The 16,622-nt window shown below is 46.0% G+C and carries 14 protein-coding genes; 7 read left to right on the top strand and 7 right to left on the bottom strand.

What is annotated here, in order from left to right:
* Positions 1-194: 194 nt before the first annotated feature.
* The 4 genes from AB4Z17_RS10730 to AB4Z17_RS10715 all read left to right on the top strand — a co-directional run bounded on the left by AB4Z17_RS10730 (position 195) and on the right by AB4Z17_RS10715 (position 6,943).
* Positions 195-926, top strand: a complete 732-nt coding sequence (locus AB4Z17_RS10730; protein WP_441959724.1) for a hypothetical protein — start codon at positions 195-197, stop codon at positions 924-926.
* A gap of 162 nt (positions 927-1,088) precedes the next feature.
* Positions 1,089-4,763 (top strand): S-layer homology domain-containing protein, encoded by a 3,675-nt coding sequence (locus AB4Z17_RS10725; RefSeq protein WP_441959722.1) that lies wholly within the window; start codon positions 1,089-1,091, stop codon positions 4,761-4,763.
* 180 nt (positions 4,764-4,943) lie between these two features.
* Entirely contained in the window at positions 4,944-5,693 is a 750-nt protein-coding gene (locus AB4Z17_RS10720) for an ABC transporter ATP-binding protein (protein WP_441909028.1), read from the top strand.
* Positions 5,693-6,943 (top strand): ABC transporter permease, encoded by a 1,251-nt coding sequence (locus AB4Z17_RS10715; RefSeq protein ID WP_441959720.1) that lies wholly within the window; start codon positions 5,693-5,695, stop codon positions 6,941-6,943. Before AB4Z17_RS10720 ends, AB4Z17_RS10715 begins: the two co-directional genes overlap by 1 nt.
* Positions 6,944-7,049: 106 nt before the next feature.
* On the opposite strand, the gene AB4Z17_RS10710 is transcribed toward AB4Z17_RS10715, so the two are convergent.
* Entirely contained in the window at positions 7,050-8,354 is a 1,305-nt protein-coding gene (locus AB4Z17_RS10710; protein WP_441909032.1) for an aminotransferase class I/II-fold pyridoxal phosphate-dependent enzyme, read from the bottom strand.
* 205 nt (positions 8,355-8,559) lie between these two features.
* Here AB4Z17_RS10710 and AB4Z17_RS10705 point away from each other — a divergent pair, with 205 nt between their 5' ends.
* Positions 8,560-9,345, top strand: a complete 786-nt coding sequence (locus tag AB4Z17_RS10705) for a helix-turn-helix domain-containing protein (RefSeq protein WP_076267819.1) — start codon at positions 8,560-8,562, stop codon at positions 9,343-9,345.
* A gap of 78 nt (positions 9,346-9,423) precedes the next feature.
* Here the strand turns inward: AB4Z17_RS10705 and asd are convergent, their stop codons facing one another.
* Positions 9,424-10,212, bottom strand: a complete 789-nt coding sequence (gene asd / locus AB4Z17_RS10700) for an archaetidylserine decarboxylase (protein ID WP_441959718.1) — start codon at positions 10,210-10,212, stop codon at positions 9,424-9,426.
* Between the two features lie 75 nt (positions 10,213-10,287).
* Positions 10,288-11,058, bottom strand: coding sequence for a tryptophan-rich sensory protein (locus AB4Z17_RS10695; RefSeq protein ID WP_441959716.1), 771 nt, complete (start codon positions 11,056-11,058; stop codon positions 10,288-10,290).
* Between the two features lie 153 nt (positions 11,059-11,211).
* On the opposite strand from AB4Z17_RS10695, the gene AB4Z17_RS10690 reads away from it, so the two are divergent.
* Both AB4Z17_RS10690 and AB4Z17_RS10685 read left to right on the top strand, forming a co-directional pair.
* Complete coding sequence (locus tag AB4Z17_RS10690; RefSeq protein ID WP_441909034.1) at positions 11,212-11,508, top strand: transposase; 297 nt, start codon at positions 11,212-11,214, stop codon at positions 11,506-11,508.
* Between the two features lie 116 nt (positions 11,509-11,624).
* Positions 11,625-12,302, top strand: coding sequence for an HAD family hydrolase (locus AB4Z17_RS10685; RefSeq protein WP_441909036.1), 678 nt, complete (start codon positions 11,625-11,627; stop codon positions 12,300-12,302).
* Between the two features lie 112 nt (positions 12,303-12,414).
* Here AB4Z17_RS10685 and AB4Z17_RS10680 read toward each other — a convergent pair whose 3' ends face one another.
* The 4 genes from AB4Z17_RS10680 to AB4Z17_RS10665 are packed head-to-tail and all read right to left on the bottom strand — an operon-like array spanning position 12,415 to position 16,579.
* On the bottom strand, positions 12,415-13,590 hold the full coding sequence (locus AB4Z17_RS10680) for a YheC/YheD family endospore coat-associated protein (RefSeq protein ID WP_441959715.1): 1,176 nt from the start codon (positions 13,588-13,590) through the stop codon (positions 12,415-12,417).
* Positions 13,547-14,044: a GNAT family N-acetyltransferase gene (locus tag AB4Z17_RS10675; RefSeq protein WP_441959713.1), complete on the bottom strand. Its 498-nt coding sequence runs from the start codon at positions 14,042-14,044 to the stop codon at positions 13,547-13,549. Before AB4Z17_RS10675 ends, AB4Z17_RS10680 begins: the two co-directional genes overlap by 44 nt.
* A gap of 1 nt (position 14,045) precedes the next feature.
* A complete protein-coding gene (locus tag AB4Z17_RS10670; RefSeq protein WP_441959711.1) occupies positions 14,046-15,200 on the bottom strand; it encodes a YheC/YheD family endospore coat-associated protein in 1,155 nt (384 codons plus the stop codon).
* Complete coding sequence (locus AB4Z17_RS10665) at positions 15,200-16,579, bottom strand: YheC/YheD family endospore coat-associated protein (RefSeq protein ID WP_441959709.1); 1,380 nt, start codon at positions 16,577-16,579, stop codon at positions 15,200-15,202. Before AB4Z17_RS10665 ends, AB4Z17_RS10670 begins: the two co-directional genes overlap by 1 nt.
* Positions 16,580-16,622 lie beyond the last annotated feature (43 nt).

The following is a 16,622-nucleotide window of genomic DNA, read 5'->3' as shown; positions in this document are numbered from 1 at the left end:
TCGTTTTTGAGGAATAATATAGGAATATATTCAAAGTGAGTTAAAAAACCATTTTGTAGGATGACAAAAGAAGATAATCTACTGGACCACCAGAGATTCAATAGGAGCGCAGTTCTGCGCCTTGTTGGGTCTCCTTTTTTTATCCAAAAAAACAAAAAAGCTCAAAGAGCGAAGCGAAAGGGATGTTTACAATCATGAAAAAACTAACACTAACATTAATTTCTGCAACAGTAGCCTTCTCAGCCCTAACCTATGTTGTCGTATCTGCCAAACAGGCACAAGGTGCGCCTGCAGTGAAGGACAACGCTGCAATTGTTACCGAAGCAAAGGAAGAGAATCAATCCAAAATCATTACCGTTTCTGACACAGAGAAAAAATCAGAAGTAAACACAGCTGCAGCAGAAGGCGAAAAACAACCGCAAGCAAAAACGGCGGACACGATAGAGGCTAATAAACCTGAAGCAGAAAAAGCAGATGCGAAACAAGAAGATAAATCCAAAGTTACTCTTGCTGTAGATAAGAAGGAAGAGGCGCCTGCAGCTAAAGCGGCAGCAGCAAAGGAGGAGCCTGCGGCTAAAGCAAATACATCGGTTGAAAAAACAGCGACTCAGCCGAAAGAGACTGCCCAGCCTAAAGCAGCAACGACGGTGAAAGAAGAAAGCCAGCCTAAAGCTGCAGCCGTTGTAAAAGAAGAGCCAAAAGCAGCAGCACCTGCTGCGAAAGAAGAAACACAATCGAAACCAGCAGAGCCAGCTGCAAAAGAAGAAAAGAAGCCATCTAAATCGGTCTCATTTGTGAAAAAAGATACGGTACAGCCGAAAGCACCATCATCCTCAGAGGCTCCTTCTTCCTCCTCTTCATCATCATCTTCGTCTTCCGAAGGTCAACAGCCAGCACCATCGACGACGGAAGAAGAAATCTGCTAGAAACAAGAAATACGTATTCATGAGTTATGAAATGGGGTGGCCATAAGAGGCAGATCAGCCTCTTATGACCGGCTCCCTGCACGAAATCTTGAAGCGACTAGTGGAGAATACATATTTCACACTTGGCACATCGACAAAATTTGATGAAAACGAGGAATGAACATGAAATTACAATTTAATACATCCAAAAGATGGTTAGCTCTTATATTGGCTGCATTATTAATTTTGCCAGCTGCCAATATCGTTAATGCCAATCCAGCTTCGGAAACTCTAGTAAATAGCGGCGCCAGCCATTATAACTATTTTAATAATGTGTATGATCATTTGGATGATGAGAACCATATTCTTCAAACGGTAACGTATGAAGATATTATTAATCTCTTTGACAGCGAAGGCACATATGTTGTGTTGTTTGGCGGAGCTTGGAGCGATAAAACACAAGCGAATATTGGCTTTATTAATCAGGTGGCAAAGCAATATGGTGTAAAAACCATCTATAACTTTGATACAAGGTTAGATGGCAAATCACTAGAGATTGCTGAAACGCAAACGAAAGAAATCAAAGTTGGCAACAACACTTTTGATTTTGCAGAAGCGTATGTCGAGCTGGTCAAAAAATATTTAACGAACCTCGATGAAGTACTTCCAGCAGGAGATATCGTTAGTTATACGAAAAAAGACAGCAAGGGCGCAGTAATTTCAGAAGGCTCAGCGAAAAAAATTGAAGCACCATTCCTGTTTGTGTATAACAAAAAGAAAATTGTTTCCTCTTTGGCTTCAACAAATGTGTGGAGCGATTACTTAACTAATGGCGTTTTGGACGCGAGCAAAGTAGATGCTTACAAAGCAAAAGTGAGTCAAGTATTTGAAGGAATCACTTCATTTGATACGATTAACCGTTCGAATTCTATCAAAGCAGCTTTCAATAGAAACGGATCAATCATTAACAAAAAAGAAACGGTTATTTTTGACGAATCGGACGGAGAGCTCGTATTTGAACATGTAACCTATCACCAATTGACGAAGATTCTCGAGAGCGAAGGGAATTATACGATCTTGTTCGGCGGCTCTTGGTGCCCGAATACACAAGCAGCCATTAAGTTTGTTAACGAATATGCGAAAAAAAATAACATTGATAAAGTTTATTTTTGGGACACCAAGCTGGATTCGGGAATTTCGATCCTGGATCTTTATAAAGACCCGAACGCTGACCCCCATAACGGAACATTCTTTCAAACAAGAGATACGAATCATCCTTACGCCAATCTGTATGTAGATTTGATTAACAAATATTTGCCTGATATTAAAACACAATACGTAAAAACAAAAGACAATGTAAAGTATACGAATGAGAACGGCGTTGAAGTAATCGCAAGCAAAGCGCAAGTTCCATACCTCTTTCAATATAACAAAGACAACAAGGATGTTGATGGCAACAGAGCTCCAATTCTTGGGCATATTGAATTGATGTATTCTTGGACCAATATTCAACCTGATTATGTAAGCAGCGGCGGACTTGGTGTGAATTACAAAAATTATACAAATGCTTTGAACAGCCTATTTGCAAGAGTTGAGGCCAAACCTACAGGGCTGACAGCGGTTAAACCAACCTCATCCGATGAAAATGATGGTCAAATTACAGGAACGAAAGGCAAAGCGCTTGAATACAAGCTTGAAAATGAAACGGATTACAAGGCTGTAACTGGTGATGCAATAACTAACTTAGTGCCAGGTACTTACAATGTTAGATATGCATCCAAGCTTGGATACAATGGTCCTCATACAGCAGGAATTCCCGCAGCTGTTTCGTACAAAGCGGGCGAAGCTGTAAACGTAGTGGTGCCATCCTTTATTCAAGACCAAGCTGCACCAACAGGGCTGGCAGGTGTTGCACCAACGACATCAGCTAACAATGACGGTAAAATTACTGGAACGACGACAGCGCTTGAATACAAGCTGTCTAATTCGTTATCCGATTATATTCGTGCAACAGAACCGTCTGTTACAGATCTTGTTTACGGTACTTATGATGTTCGTTACGCGGCAAAAGAAGGATATCGCCCAAGCCCTAAAGTAGAGGTTGTTATTCCGGCTTACGGCGAGGAAGCGCAAGAAGCGCCGACTGGCTTAACAGGCGTATCACCGACAACGATTGCTAATAACGATGGACAAATTACAGGAACGACTGCAGCTCTAGAATACAGATTAGATGGAACGGATGTTTATCAAGCAGCAACAGAACCAGCGATCACTGGTCTCGCAGCAGGCACTTATAATATCAGATTTGCAGCTAAACCTGGATTCAGTGCAAGCCCAGCAATTGATATCGTTATCAAAGCGTTTGCTCTACAAGAGCAGTCGGAACCATCAGGCTTGACGGGTGTAGCTCCTACCTCTTCAGCTAATAATGATGGACAAATTACAGGAACAACGACAGCACTTGAATACAAGCTGTCAGGAGCTGAGTCCTATCAAGCGGCAACAGCGCCATCTATTACTGGCTTATCATCTGGAACTTACAACGTGAGGTTTGCGGCTAAGGAAGGCTATAATGCCGGCGCAGTGCTAGATGTCATTGTACCTAATTATGTATCCCCTCCAAGTGGTGGAAACAATGGCCCAAATCCAACGCCTACACCTACACCTCCAGCAGGTGGAGACGATGATGGTACAGCACCAACAGTAACGATAACAGCAACAACCGATGCTGCGACAGGAGCAACCGTAGCGAAAGCAACCGCAGCTTCTATTACAAGCTTAGTTGAGCTTGCTAAGAAAGCGGAAGCAGCAGGCAAAACCTCTGTCGTCGAGCTTAAGGTTGAAGCAACAGCTCAAACTAAATCTGTAGAGCTGAGCATTCCTAGAAAATCGTTTAATGAAGTAGCTTCAAGCACAAATGCGGGTGTGAAGGCCAATCTTGGCGTTGGCACTGTCGTTTTTAACGCAAAAGCAATTGAAAGCATCAGCAATTCGGCTGAAGCGGGTGACATCAGCATTATTATTACGAAAGTAGAGCTAACTGACGAAGGCAAGGAGGCTTTGGGTGACAGACCGGTATATGATTTCTCCGTATTCGCAGGAACTACCCAGCTTACAAGCTTTGGCGGCAGCAATGTGCAAGTTAGTGTGCCTTATTCTTTAAAAGCCGGAGAAGATCCAAATGCTGTAGTGGTCTACTATGTAACGGATGCCGGCAGCTTGGAAACGATCCGCGGGAAATACAACGCGGGTACAGGAACGGTAAACTTTGTTACGGCACATTTCTCCCAGTACATTGTAGGATACAATAAAGTAAGCTTTAAAGATGTATCGGATGCAGCTTGGTATAAGGATGCCGTTTTATTCCTTGCGGCAAGAAGCATTACAACAGGTACAGACGAGGACCATTACAGCCCGAATGCGACAGTGACGAGAGGTCAATTCATCGTCTTGTTATTGAAAGCATACGGCATCGAGCCTAATGAGAAAGAGACAGCTAATTTTGATGATGCAGGGAATACCTACTATACGAATTACTTGGGAGCTGCTAAGCGCCTGGGTATTACGAAAGGTGTAGAAGGCAATACGTTTGACCCTAATAGCAAAATTACACGTCAAGATCTATTTACGCTTTTGTATCGTGCACTTGAAGTGTTTGGTGAATTGCCTAAAGCAGAGACAAATGTTGCGGTGTCCAGCTTCAGTGATTCCGCTCAAATTGCGAGCTATGCAAGCGACGCTTTCAAGGTGCTAGTTGAGGGCGGCATCATTACGGGGAACAATTCAAAGCTGAGCCCTAAAGATGTTTCTACGAGAGCTCAAGTGGCACAAGTGCTTTATAATCTGCTTTCAAAGTAATACGATATGAAGGCAAATCATAGTGTTTAAAGAATGGGCGGCCAATGGCTGCCCATTTTTTTTCGTTTTCGTGCATGCTCCTTGCTTTTGTACACAAATCATTGCTTTCTYTGATATTAGTCCGATAATTCGGTATGCTGTTTACTAGATAAACTAATTTACATAGTTGAAGGTGATAGGATGGATTCTATTTTACAGGTGAATGGTTTAATCGGCGGTTACAGCCCACGAAGACCAGTACTGCATGATATCTCCTTTGAGGTAAAAGCGGGCGAGATGGTAGGATTAATCGGTCTGAATGGCGCTGGAAAAAGCACAACCATTAAGCATATTTTAGGTTTAATGAAGCCGCAGGCGGGGGAAGTAAAGGTTGATGGCGTTACGCTGGAGGAAGAAACGGAGCGTTACAGAAGCGCATTTGCTTATGTGCCGGAGACGCCGGTTCTATTTGATGAGCTGACCGTTGAAGAGCACTTGCGCTTAACGGGGATGGCCTATAGCGTAAAGGACAAGCAGTATGGTGATCGTGAGGACGAGCTGCTGAARCAGTTCCAGATGACGCCAAAGCGTAAAGCCTTTGCAGCCCACTTATCCAAAGGCATGAAACAAAAGGTCATGATTATGAACGCGCTGCTCGCTGAGCCGCCGCTGTACATCATCGATGAGCCTTTTCTAGGGCTTGACCCGCTTGGCATTCGTTCCTTGCTGGAGCGGCTGGTTGAAGTAAAACAAAAGGGAGCAGCCATCCTTATGAGCTCGCATATCCTCTCAACTGTGGAAGCATATTGCGATCGTTTTATCGTCATGCACCACGGCAAAATCGTTGCGATCGGCAAGCTCGATGATATTAGACAAGCAGCAGGCATGGACATGCGCAGCGGTTCTCTGGAGGATGCCTTCTATAAGCTCGTTACTGGGGGCAATGTTTGATGAGCAATATTAGCAAGCTGGAGCTGATGTGGCAGCAAAGAGCAAAGGCATTCCGCGGGGAAACGCTGCCTTATTTTCGGTATATGGGGCAAAGCGGCTTCCCAGCTTTTATGTCTTTAATCTTGATCTCCTCCACGATTGGATACATAAATTTAATTCGACATATGCCAGCCAGCTTTCCCTTTGCGACTGTTGGTGTGATTGCATTAACGTTAGTGTTGTGTTGGAGTCCGCTTCGTACGTGGCTTGCGGCCGGAGACGTCGTCTTTATGATGCCGCGTGAGGCAGAGATGGCCGGTTATTTACGCTTATCGTTCCGTCATACTTCAATTGCTTGTTCGATACTAGCTGCCATTGTGTTTCTTCTCTATTTGCCGATCTATAACCAAGGCCCAGCCATTAACGGCGCATTGCTGCTTGCACTCGTGGCTGCCGCTCTGAAGGCGGGCAATGTATGGGGAGCATGGAAAGAGCGCCGAATGACTTGGGCTGGCATGCGACGTCTCATGCGTGTGCTGCGCTGGGCAATGACAGCATTGACGCTGGCTGCTTGGCTTACTTGTACCGCTTGGCAGGCTGCGGGGTTTACGCTGCTCATCGCTATACTGTCTATGCTGCTTTATCGTCTTCCAATAAAACATCCTTTTCCTTGGGAGAGGCTGATTGAAGAGGAAGCAAGGACACGCAAACGGTATTATGTTTTTTTTGGATTGTTTATCGATGTGCCTACACTCCCATCAAGTATCGCAAGAAGATCGTATTTAAGCTGGATTCTGCGCACGATACCGTATTCGAATCGCAATACATTCGTTTATCTCTATACGGCATCCATGCTTAGAACCGAGATGGGCGGAATTATACTAAGGCTGCTTATTCTCGGCTGCCTCATCACCTATTGGTTTGCTGAGGCCGTATCGCTATCTGGTTATGGCAGTGTTCTCGTATTTTTTATTTTTATGGGACTCATTGCAGTTCAATTAGGCGGCTTGCGTCATATCCATCGTTATTCGGTTTGGAAGCATGTGTACCCATTGCCGGAAAAACAGCGAATAGAGCAATATTTGAAAATCGATCGTTTGGCGATGGTGCTGTGCACGCTGCTGCTGTGGCTGTTTGTTGCTTTGCCGCTGGCTTTGGCGGGCGGCGTTTACGTCCCTTCGCTCATAGCTATTGTACTTGCCGCCATGTATATCGCCATTCGTCCAGCGCGTTTGCGCAAGAAGCTTGCGAAAGATGAGGATGAAGACTAAGCAGGGCAGACGGAATACAAAAAAGAACCCCTGAGAGAAGTATTCATAAAGAAATGCTGACTCAGGGGTTCTTTGCAATTATTCGCGAATGAAGTGCGAGTGTTTATTATACTTTTTGAGCAATCAAATCGTTAACCGCTTTGAAAATCGTATCGAACAGCTCTTCAAGATTTTCTTCCTCGATGCAAGAGAAAGCAACGCGAAGATCTGTTTCACCTAGAGCAATCGTACCGATTCCGTATTGGTTCAACAGATGTGCACGTACGGACTCAGCTGTAACGCCGCTTAGTGTTAGACACATAAAGTAGCCGGAGTTGAATGGGTAATAGCCCCATACATCGCCATAACGGCCGCTGTCGAGCAACGATTTTACGCGATTGGCGCGGCGTTTCATAATATCGTATTTCTCCGCTTTTTGAGCTTCGAATTCAGGTGAAGTCAAAGCGCGCAATACGAATGTTTGTGATGGATGCGGGCCGCTGGAAATCGTGGCACGAATGATACCAATTGTTTTTTGCTCCAACGCATTCAAAGTAGCCGCAGAAGTTGAACCATACGTAATGAAGCCTACGCGGAAGCCCCATACGTACTCTTCTTTGGTCGCACCGTCAACTTTAACGGCAAGCACGCGCGGATGCAGATCAGCAAGCTTGGAGAACAGTGATTCTTGCATGGAATCTTCGAAAAATAAACCAAAATAAGCATCGTCTGTTACAACAACTACATTGATGCCAGCTTCCGCTGCGTCGTGAATGGCAGCAATGATTTCATCGCCTTCCTGTGGACCAGGCGTGTAGCCAGTAGGGTTGTTTGGAAAGTTCAGCACAACGATGGCTTTCCCTTTGTCCTTCTGAGCCAGCAAGGCTTCGCGAAGGCCAGCGCTGTTGAAGCGAGTTTGGTCGTTATACAGCGGGTATTCTACAATTTCAGCACCGCGGCGGATTCCGAATGTCAATTCGTAGTTTTCCCAGTTTTTATTAGGGATGATTACAGCGTCACCCGCATTAGCGAATAGGTCAGCTACGATGCTAAGACCGTGGGTCAATGCATTTGTAACGACTGGCGTACCAAAGCCCTTTGTTTCAAGGGAAGGGTTGTCTTTGATCATTTTTGTACGCCAAGCAGCACGAAGCTCAGGCTTTCCTGCAGGAGGCGCATATTCATATATATCTTTCGGATTGTAAGCAGAGAGGGTATCTTGGATGACCTTTAGGTGCATCGGTTGTCCGCCTTCTGTTGCAATTCCAATAGTAGCATTAAATTTAGTTGCTTTCGTTTTCGCTTCGGCGGACTGACTGAGAATGCCCTCCTTCGGGAAATAAATCGCTTTGCCTAAGTCTGACAACATCGCATAAACGTTAGGGCTTTCTGCTTGTAACGTCTCGTTTAATTGCTGAGCAAGTGGGTTCATGGACTTTATTCCATCCTTCCGAAATCATTCATTTGAATTTAGTATAATTAGGCGTTAGCCGTTTATTCTTGTCGGGTGCTATTATAACATTTTTTTTGAGATGGAAACCATTCACAAAGCAAATTTTTTCGTAACTCATGTGGCTTGCGCAATAGTTTCTCCCTGTTGTATGATGACGGCATAGATTTGTACAGGAGGTTTCCTTATGCTGCACATTTCGCCTAATTCGTTCATCCTGTTACCTGCGTTTGCCAAAATCGTATGTGAGCCGGGTTGGAGATGGGCTAGACGCGAGAAGCCGATGGCCAATTTTGATTTATTTTATGTTTGGAGCGGAGAAGGGGAAGTTGAAGTCAACGGTACTCACTATGAGGTTGGTCCGGGAAGCTGCTTCTTGTTTCGTCCGGGCGACTACACAAGCTCCACTCATAACCCGCAGCGTCCGCTCGTATTATCCTATATTCACTTTGCCATTAATGAAACGATAGATGCTGTGCCGAGTCGGTATAGGCAATTGAATGACACGGTCGACTTTGAATATATGCTCTCACGCTATGTAAGGCTTTTTCTTGTAAAAACGTATGCAGCGGAAGAGGAGGCGCAGCTTGTTCTTAAGCAGCTGATGATTCATTTGCTTAGAGAGGACAAGCAGCTGCCAGTTGAGAAGAAGGCAAGCAATCAATTGACGGAGGCCATTCATGAGGTGGCAAACTTTGTTCGGCAAAATCCAAGCATTGCGCACCGTGTAGAGGATCTAGCGATGCGGGCGCAGCTGTCGCCCCGATATTTTTCAATGAAATTCAAAGAGCTGATCGGCATGTCGGTGCAAACCTACATGATTCGCACGAGAATTGAACGGGCGCAGCATTTGCTCATGCACGCCGGGATGAATGTGACCGAGGTAGCAGATGCACTGGGCTATCGGGATATCTTTTTTTTCAGCAGGCAGTTTAAGCAATATACGGGGCGAAGCCCCTCGGAGATCAGATAGGCTAATAAACGAAAAGCCCCGAATTCACTCATCGCTGAGAAATTCGGGGTTTTTCGTTTTGAGCTAAGTCTGCTTCAGTTAGTTTTCGTGGAGCGATCCGAGCTTCTCACCCATACGCACCTTAGATCCAAGCATGTCGTTGTCACGCGGAGTAAAGGTTCTATCTTCAAGCAGCAGCACTACAGTAGAACCGAATTCAAAGTAGGCGAGTTCTTCACCCTTGAACATTTCTTCCTTAAGGGGCTGTACGTACTGAATGCTGCTTACGTTCATTGCGCCAACTTTGACAACGGCCGTTTCCCCTGCATGATGCTGCATATAGGTAATCAGCCGCTCGTTGCGGCTAAGCACTCTGCGCATATGGCGAAGACCAAAGTCATTAACCGGATAAACTTTTCCTTCAATATGCTCACGCTCTACAACACGACCGCTGACTGGCGTATGTATACGATGGTAATCGGTTGGGCTCAAATAAAGAACGAAATAATAGCCGTTCATATAATTGGAAGTTCGCGGAGACCGATTAAGAAGCTCCTCAATCGTATAGTCCTGCCCCTTTACGTTAACAATCGTGCCGCTGCTTATTGGCCCAGCTCCGGTTATGAGAGCATCAACAGGACTGACAAGCGAGTCCTCATCTGCATGCACATCACGCAGACCGGGTTTTAATCGCCGTGTAAAAAACTCGTTTAACGTTTTATATTGGGCTAGAGGTTTCTCAGCTTCCTCAGTTTTAATGCCATATGTCGCAGCAAAACGGGAAATAAATCGACGGCTGGCAGCCGATTGAGCGAATTTTCCGGTTATGCGAGATATCCATTTGCGCGAGCTTAATTCTGTCATGGAACGAAGCAGCCATTTTATCATACGTGAACCGTCACGTCCTTTCCTGCAAGGAGGCTTTCGTCCTCACACACATCAAACAGTGTGACATATCCGGTTCTATTTTTCAATATGCAACTGCTTTCCTTTCCTTGCCTGAAACCAAATAACAATGGCAGTAATCATTAAGATACCAGCAGCGATGCTGGCTGATAGACTAACCTCGGGCTGCTGATCCTGCTTTACGGCAATAGCAATAAACGACCAAACAAACACAAGAACAAAGGTAGAGTCCACAAACCTAAAACCGATGACAACAGCAAGCAAACTGGCTGCAATCAATAAAATAATGGTCCAAGCAGCATCAGATAAACCAAAGCCATTCCACTCGGCAGCGTACAAAACGACAGCTGCATTTACAATAGAAGCTACGCAGATCCAACCTAAGTAAATGCTGAAAGGCAGCCGTACAAGCCATTGTTCCATAGGAGCAGGAGGCTGCTTATMCTTTCGAATTGCGCTATAAATAACGATTAGCGAGACCAGCAGAGCGAACATAATGAATACGCTGCTGGTTAGTTTCTCATAGTGCCACAGGAGAATCCAAGCGACGTTGAACAGGCAGCTTATGATGAACCATGGGCCGATGTTCTGCACATTTTTGCTTTTGACAGCACGTGGCTTGAACTGATAAATGACGAAACCAATCAGCAGCAAATAAATAATAGACCAAATGGAGAAGGCATATGGCGCAGGAGTGATAAGCACAGGGTACTTGGCGGATATTTCTCCAGTCGTTTTCCCATTGATAGGAAGCCACTGCGCAAGTCCATTAACTGCAAGCACGGCGGCGAGACCGGCAGCATTTAACCAGGGAATAAGATTTTTCATACAGCATTCCTCCAAAATGTTGCTTTTATTGGACTTCTTTATCATATGTAAACAAGCTTGGTCGCTTTTATTCGCAATATTCACATTCCATCCAAAAATGTAAGGTTTAAGTGTGCAGCAAATGACCGAACCTATCACAAGAGGTGATGGCAAATGATGATATTAATTGGTGCGGCATTAGCTGTTGGCGCCGTTCTCATGGGCTGGTTGAGTCGAATGAGTGCCACAGTCAGTCGCGTTTTGGATGGGCTTGCAGTTACGGCCATCTTTTTATTTTTTGTAACCGCAGCGGATGCCATAACACAGACTCTCATGGATGATACGGTGTTTATGACGGAAGTGCATCGTGTACTCGAAAATTTCGTTTTTTTAATAAGCGGCGCTTATCTTGGCCCTTATGCGCTGGCAAGAATAGCGCTGCAGTCTTCCGCTATGCATAGGCGAAATTGACAATAGAATCTCTGTAGTTGATGAAGCAAGTGATGAACGGTTAACCTTGATCAAGCCTTGCGATCATTTCCTATATTCCGTTATGATAAGAGCAGACTTTGAAGGAGGTTTCAACTATGAGCGTACATAAGCTGCGAAAGCCTGAGGCTGTCATATTTGATATGGATGGAACGTTGTTTGAAACGGATAAATTGCTGGTGCCTGTTCACCACCGCGTTTTTGAGACGCTAAGGGAAGAAGGGCTTTACGAGCATGAAACGCCGCCTGTAGAACGGCTGCTAAGCTGCTTAGGCATGCTGCTGGAGGATATTTGGCGGAAGGTTATGCCAGATAGTACAGAGGCTGCTCGGAAGCGGGCTGATGTCTTGCTGCTTCAGTACGAGCGCGAAGGCTTGGAAAGAGGCGAAGGCGAGCTGTACCCATTTGTCGAGAAAACGCTGCGTGAGCTGCATTCACGTGGGATTAAGCTGTTTGTAGCCAGCAATGGGCTTGAGGAATATGTGAAGGGCGTTGCTGAATTCAAAGGCATTGCGCCTCTATTTGACGGCTTATACAGTGCGGGAGAATATGAGACTTCAACCAAAGTCGACTTAGTTGCTCGCCTGCTTAAGGATCACAATATCCAATCGGCTTGGATGGTAGGAGACCGCTCTTCGGATGTGGAAGCGGGCAAAGGCAACGGTCTTCAAACGATCGGCTGTGCGTATGCTACATATGGTCGAGCTTCAGAAATTGAGGGAGCGGATGTGCTGATTAACGATTTCCGCGAGCTCCTGCCTTTATTGGAACAATAATAAGCAGCTTGAATATAGTGCGTTGCAAAAAAAACACCTGTTAGGGAGGCCGGGAGATGGCGCCGCCCTAACAGGTGTTTTTTCTGCTATGGATTTCAAATGCTCAGCCGCATCACAGCTCCTTATCAGAAATGAAGTTCTCATCCACACGGGTATCTGATACGGCAGCCTGCTTCTCTTTACCTTTCCTTCGCTTCTTCTGGTTATAAAGCCAGATGGCATATTCCAGAGGTCTAATAATCGCATTGCGATAAACCTCTTTCTCTCCGGCCTGTGCAAATACTTCCCTAGCTGGCTTCRGATTTACCTCCAGCAGCCAGATCCCGCCTTTTCGATCAATTGCCAAATCAAGAGCAAGCTCACAAAGTCTGCCGTAATTTTGCTCTAAGTAAGCGGCAATGCCGACCCCAAGCTTCTCTGTCTCTTCCTTAACCTGCGCGACCTTCGCATCATCGCGAAGCCATTCCTTGAGCAAGCTGCTCATCGTAGCTGCATTGCCGCCGCCGTGTAAGTTAGAGGTAATGCTGCCGGATGCCCCGATTCTTCCAGCGCAACCGGTAACTTCCCAATTGCCTTCTCCGTTTTTTTGAACAAGCATCCGATAATCGTGCACACGTCCGCTAGCAAGCTTTATTTGAATGCCCTGCTGGGCGATGTAGCGATTGCCTTTCAAATTCCAAGGAGCCAAATAGCTGTTTAAACCTGCAGTGGAAATATATTGCGGTCGTATAATTTTCCTTGATTGATCCCGGCCTTGGATGTGAAGCTGACCATCCTTGCGCCGCTCGATTCGCAAAATTCCTCTGCCGCCGGTTCCATTAATCGGTTTGAGATACACAAGCTGATGTTTTCGGATCATATCGGTAATATCTTGATTATCGGTGACATACTTCGTGGCAGGCAGATAGCTTTTATATCGAGAATCTTTCGAGAGGATACGATGGATGGTCCATTTGTTGCGAAGCGGGCGATTAAGGAACGTAAGATGTCCATAGCGTTCACGAAACTTTTTGAGCTGGTCAAAGCGATAGGTACGTTGGATTCGGCATCGATCATAAATCATATTTGGAAACGAGGTCCACCTTCGTGACCATGTTTGTGTGTCAAGATTGTAGAACTGCGCGTGAATTTTGTTGTTAATATAATTGACGTCCTTTGGCGTAAACACGAAGACGCTTAGTCCCAGCTTTCGTCCTGCGGAAGTCATTTTCTGATAGATGGAACGTTCCTCCAGATGTCCGGCTTCATTGAGATATAAAGTCAGGATGCCTAGGACGGGCTGTTTCATTCGTGGTTCCCCTTTCAAAGCGAAGCGTCGGTTTGCCTGTTGGACCTCTATGCATGGAAACGGCTGTCATGCCTAAATGAAAACATAAAGCCATGCTTGCCGTATTGTCCGTTGCCACATTGCAAGTGAGTTTCCCTAAACGTTGAATCATGGCTTGAACGAGTGAGCTGCCAATCCCGAGGCTTCGAGCTTCGGGATGGACGACGACCATGCACGCAGCCTCGCCGCCGTCCTCTGCAAAACCGAAGCCGACGACGCGGTTGCCCTGCTTAGCGACAGCAGCAACCGCGCCGCATGGACGGCTCACTCCATCTTCTAGCAATGAAGGATCAAGCTTTCGGAGCGCATGAATAGTCGAAACTGCAAGCCGCTTATCTCCGAAGCGAATGGCAAAGCCAATGAGTCTTTTTTGTTCCGCTAACCATGCTTCGGGTGTAAGCAGCTCTAGATCCACGTTATGCGCCTCCTGCTTTTTCTAATTTTGTTCTAGCTAAATAAGCTCCATAATGAAATACGCGCTCTAACGATTTTTGACGAATATGAGGCTCGTCGAATTTCATAGGCTTAGAATTAGCTTCGAAAAACCACATATTCCCTACGCTGTCCACGCCTAAATCCAACGACATTTCGCCGAGCTGCTGGCCTGAGGCGCGTTCAATCTGCTTAGCGATAAGAACGGCCGCATTTTTTGCTTTTATAAGCAGTTTACGTGCCTGCTCTTCATTAAATGAATTTATGAGCAGCTTCTCAGGGTCTTCAATCATACCGCCGCGAGGAACATGGGTCGTAATGCTGGATGCGCCTGCAATTCGGGCACCTATTCCAGTAATATCCCATTGCCCTCGTTGGTTTTTTTGAACAAGCGCGCGCAGGTCAAATCTTCGGTCCTGGAAGGAGGCGAGCTTGATGCCTTGTTGAGCGATATAAGCCTCATTGCCGCTTTGTTTCTGAATACGACTCCAAAGTTTATGAAGGGTGGAGCAGTTGTAAGTCGTACTCTTTTTGTTTTCTTGTATTCTTAATCGATAAGGAAGCTGCTTCTCAGCATGAACCTTGATCGTCATTATGCCTTTTCCTGCTTTTCCGCTTTCCGGCTTTAAATAAAGATAGGAATGTTTTCGCATCATCCGTTCCAGGCTCGTAACCGAAACGAGTTTTCGTGTTAAAGGGATATAAGGTTTGGTCAGTTTGGACAAACGAAGCCATTCAAATAAATCCCATTTGTTGAAAAAAGCCGGATTAAACAGCGTGACTCGCGGATGCTTGCGGCAGGCGTTGATCTTTTGCCTTACAGCCGGTTGGATCTCATCTTCGCGCAGCGGAATTCGGTTGTAAATCACGTCGGGAAAGGGCAGCAATCTTTGCTGCCAGCTGTCCTCAGCTTCGTTGAAGACATATCCCTTTAAGCTGCTTCTGGTCAGAAGCAGGTTTTTTACGGTGAGGACATAAACGATGAAACCCATCGATTGACCCGTTCTAATCAAATCGACAAAATTGCTTCGATTGCCGCGAAAGAGCTGGATATCATCATCGATCGTCAAAATCGCCAATACGGTTCGGCCGGCACGCTGCTCTCTAACGTCTGCTTCATCGGGAAGTAAGCTATCCATCAGCTGTTACCTCCCTCTTCTTTGAAGCGGCTGAGATACAAGCAATGCTCTAAGATATAAGTGAGCGAAGCGCGGCCCTCAGAGCGAAGCGCCGGATGCTTGAAGATGGATCGTCCAGGCTTGGCGTTCGCTTCGAACATCCATACTTCTCCATCCTTATCGATGCCGAGATCCAGTCCCAGCTCACCAAGTCTATGAGGGTAGTTGCGTTCGATCGCTTCTGATAGTTTAATCGCAGCCAGCTTTGCCTTCTCAAGAACGGCATCTGCTTGCGTGCCGAATGTTTTGCCAAGCGCTTGCTCAGGCGTCATGAGCGAGCCGCCATTTTTCACATGTGTCGTTACGCTTCCTCGGCCTGCTTTTTTGGCTCCGATTCCAGCAGGAACCCACTCGTTGCTGCCGTTCTTATGCATGTGAAAGCGGAAATCGAGCGGGCAGCTGTCGATCTCAACTAAGCGAATGCCCTGCTGAACGACATAATGATTCAAGCTGCTGCCATGCTTCGCCTGAAGCATCCGCATTAAGCTGCTGAATTGCGTGAATCGAAGCAGCACATTTTGGCTGCCCTTGCGATAGCGGGCGAAATACCCGCGCTTCGGGTGATAGGTCAATCGGTAGATTCCTACTCCAAGGCTGCCTGCCGTAGGTTTGTAATATAGAAATTGATGTTTCTCCAGCATTTCCTTAATTTTTTCGGAAGATGGACCAGAGACCGATTCAGGCAAATGAGTCAGCGCTTCAGGATCATTATCAAGCAGCTTGTAGACATCGGCCTTGTTGAAGAAGCTCCAATTAAAAAATGGGATTTTGCGGCGCACGAAGCGTTCGCGCAGTGAATTAATGGATGCGGATGTCTCCGCTTTGCGGCTCGGAAGACGATTGTACACGACGTCCGGGAGCGGAACGATTTTGCGATACCAGCCGCCCTGCGGGTTAAGGAAATAGCCATTGACCGTTTCTTGCTGCCAGTTGATGTCGCTTGGTGTAAAGCCGAAAAGGTAAGCTTTATGTTCACCTGTTTTAATGACTTGCTTGATAAATCCGGTACGCGGACCAAAAGGATTGCTCTCAGAGCGTGTCGAATTGTCGCTCAGTATGCCGACCAGCGGTCCGAGCTGAACCTCATTATCGCCTGAATTAAGCACGTAAACGTTGCCTGACTTCGGCACTTTAATCGATTGACGGATGGCAGTTGATAAATACAGATGATTGCCCGGCCGCTTCAATGGCTTGATTTCAGCTACGATTACCTCTTTGCCCAGCTTGAGGTGAACCGATTTTTTGCCTGAGAGCTTGAGATGTTTGAGCAGTGGGCTGGATAAATAGACAATTTTATTCGATTGCTGTGAGAAATGTACGTTACAAGTTGTCAAACTCATCGATGAACCTCCTGAACGTTGAAAGGCCGTAATTGGTTGTCAG

The sequence above is a fragment of the Paenibacillus sp. TAF43_2 genome (assembly GCF_052113545.1).
GTDB lineage: Bacteria > Bacillota > Bacilli > Paenibacillales > Paenibacillaceae > Pristimantibacillus.
Note: the sequence above shows the minus strand (reverse complement) of the source record. Positions and strands in the feature narration are given on the sequence as shown.

What these genes read in the sequence shown, in the direction of transcription:
- AB4Z17_RS10730 (WP_441959724.1), top strand. Translation starts at nt 195, where the DNA reads ATGAAAAAACTAACACTAACATTAATTTCTGCAACAGTAGCCTTCTCA.
- AB4Z17_RS10725 (WP_441959722.1), top strand. Translation starts at nt 1,089, where the DNA reads ATGAAATTACAATTTAATACATCCAAAAGATGGTTAGCTCTTATATTG.
- AB4Z17_RS10715 (WP_441959720.1), top strand. Translation starts at nt 5,693, where the DNA reads ATGAGCAATATTAGCAAGCTGGAGCTGATGTGGCAGCAAAGAGCAAAG.
- AB4Z17_RS10710 (WP_441909032.1), bottom strand. Translation starts at nt 8,354, where the DNA reads ATGAACCCACTTGCTCAGCAATTAAACGAGACGTTACAAGCAGAAAGC.
- AB4Z17_RS10705 (WP_076267819.1), top strand. Translation starts at nt 8,560, where the DNA reads ATGCTGCACATTTCGCCTAATTCGTTCATCCTGTTACCTGCGTTTGCC.
- asd (WP_441959718.1), bottom strand. Translation starts at nt 10,212, where the DNA reads ATGATAAAATGGCTGCTTCGTTCCATGACAGAATTAAGCTCGCGCAAA.
- AB4Z17_RS10690 (WP_441909034.1), top strand. Translation starts at nt 11,212, where the DNA reads ATGATGATATTAATTGGTGCGGCATTAGCTGTTGGCGCCGTTCTCATG.
- AB4Z17_RS10685 (WP_441909036.1), top strand. Translation starts at nt 11,625, where the DNA reads ATGAGCGTACATAAGCTGCGAAAGCCTGAGGCTGTCATATTTGATATG.
- AB4Z17_RS10670 (WP_441959711.1), bottom strand. Translation starts at nt 15,200, where the DNA reads ATGGATAGCTTACTTCCCGATGAAGCAGACGTTAGAGAGCAGCGTGCC.
- AB4Z17_RS10665 (WP_441959709.1), bottom strand. Translation starts at nt 16,579, where the DNA reads ATGAGTTTGACAACTTGTAACGTACATTTCTCACAGCAATCGAATAAA.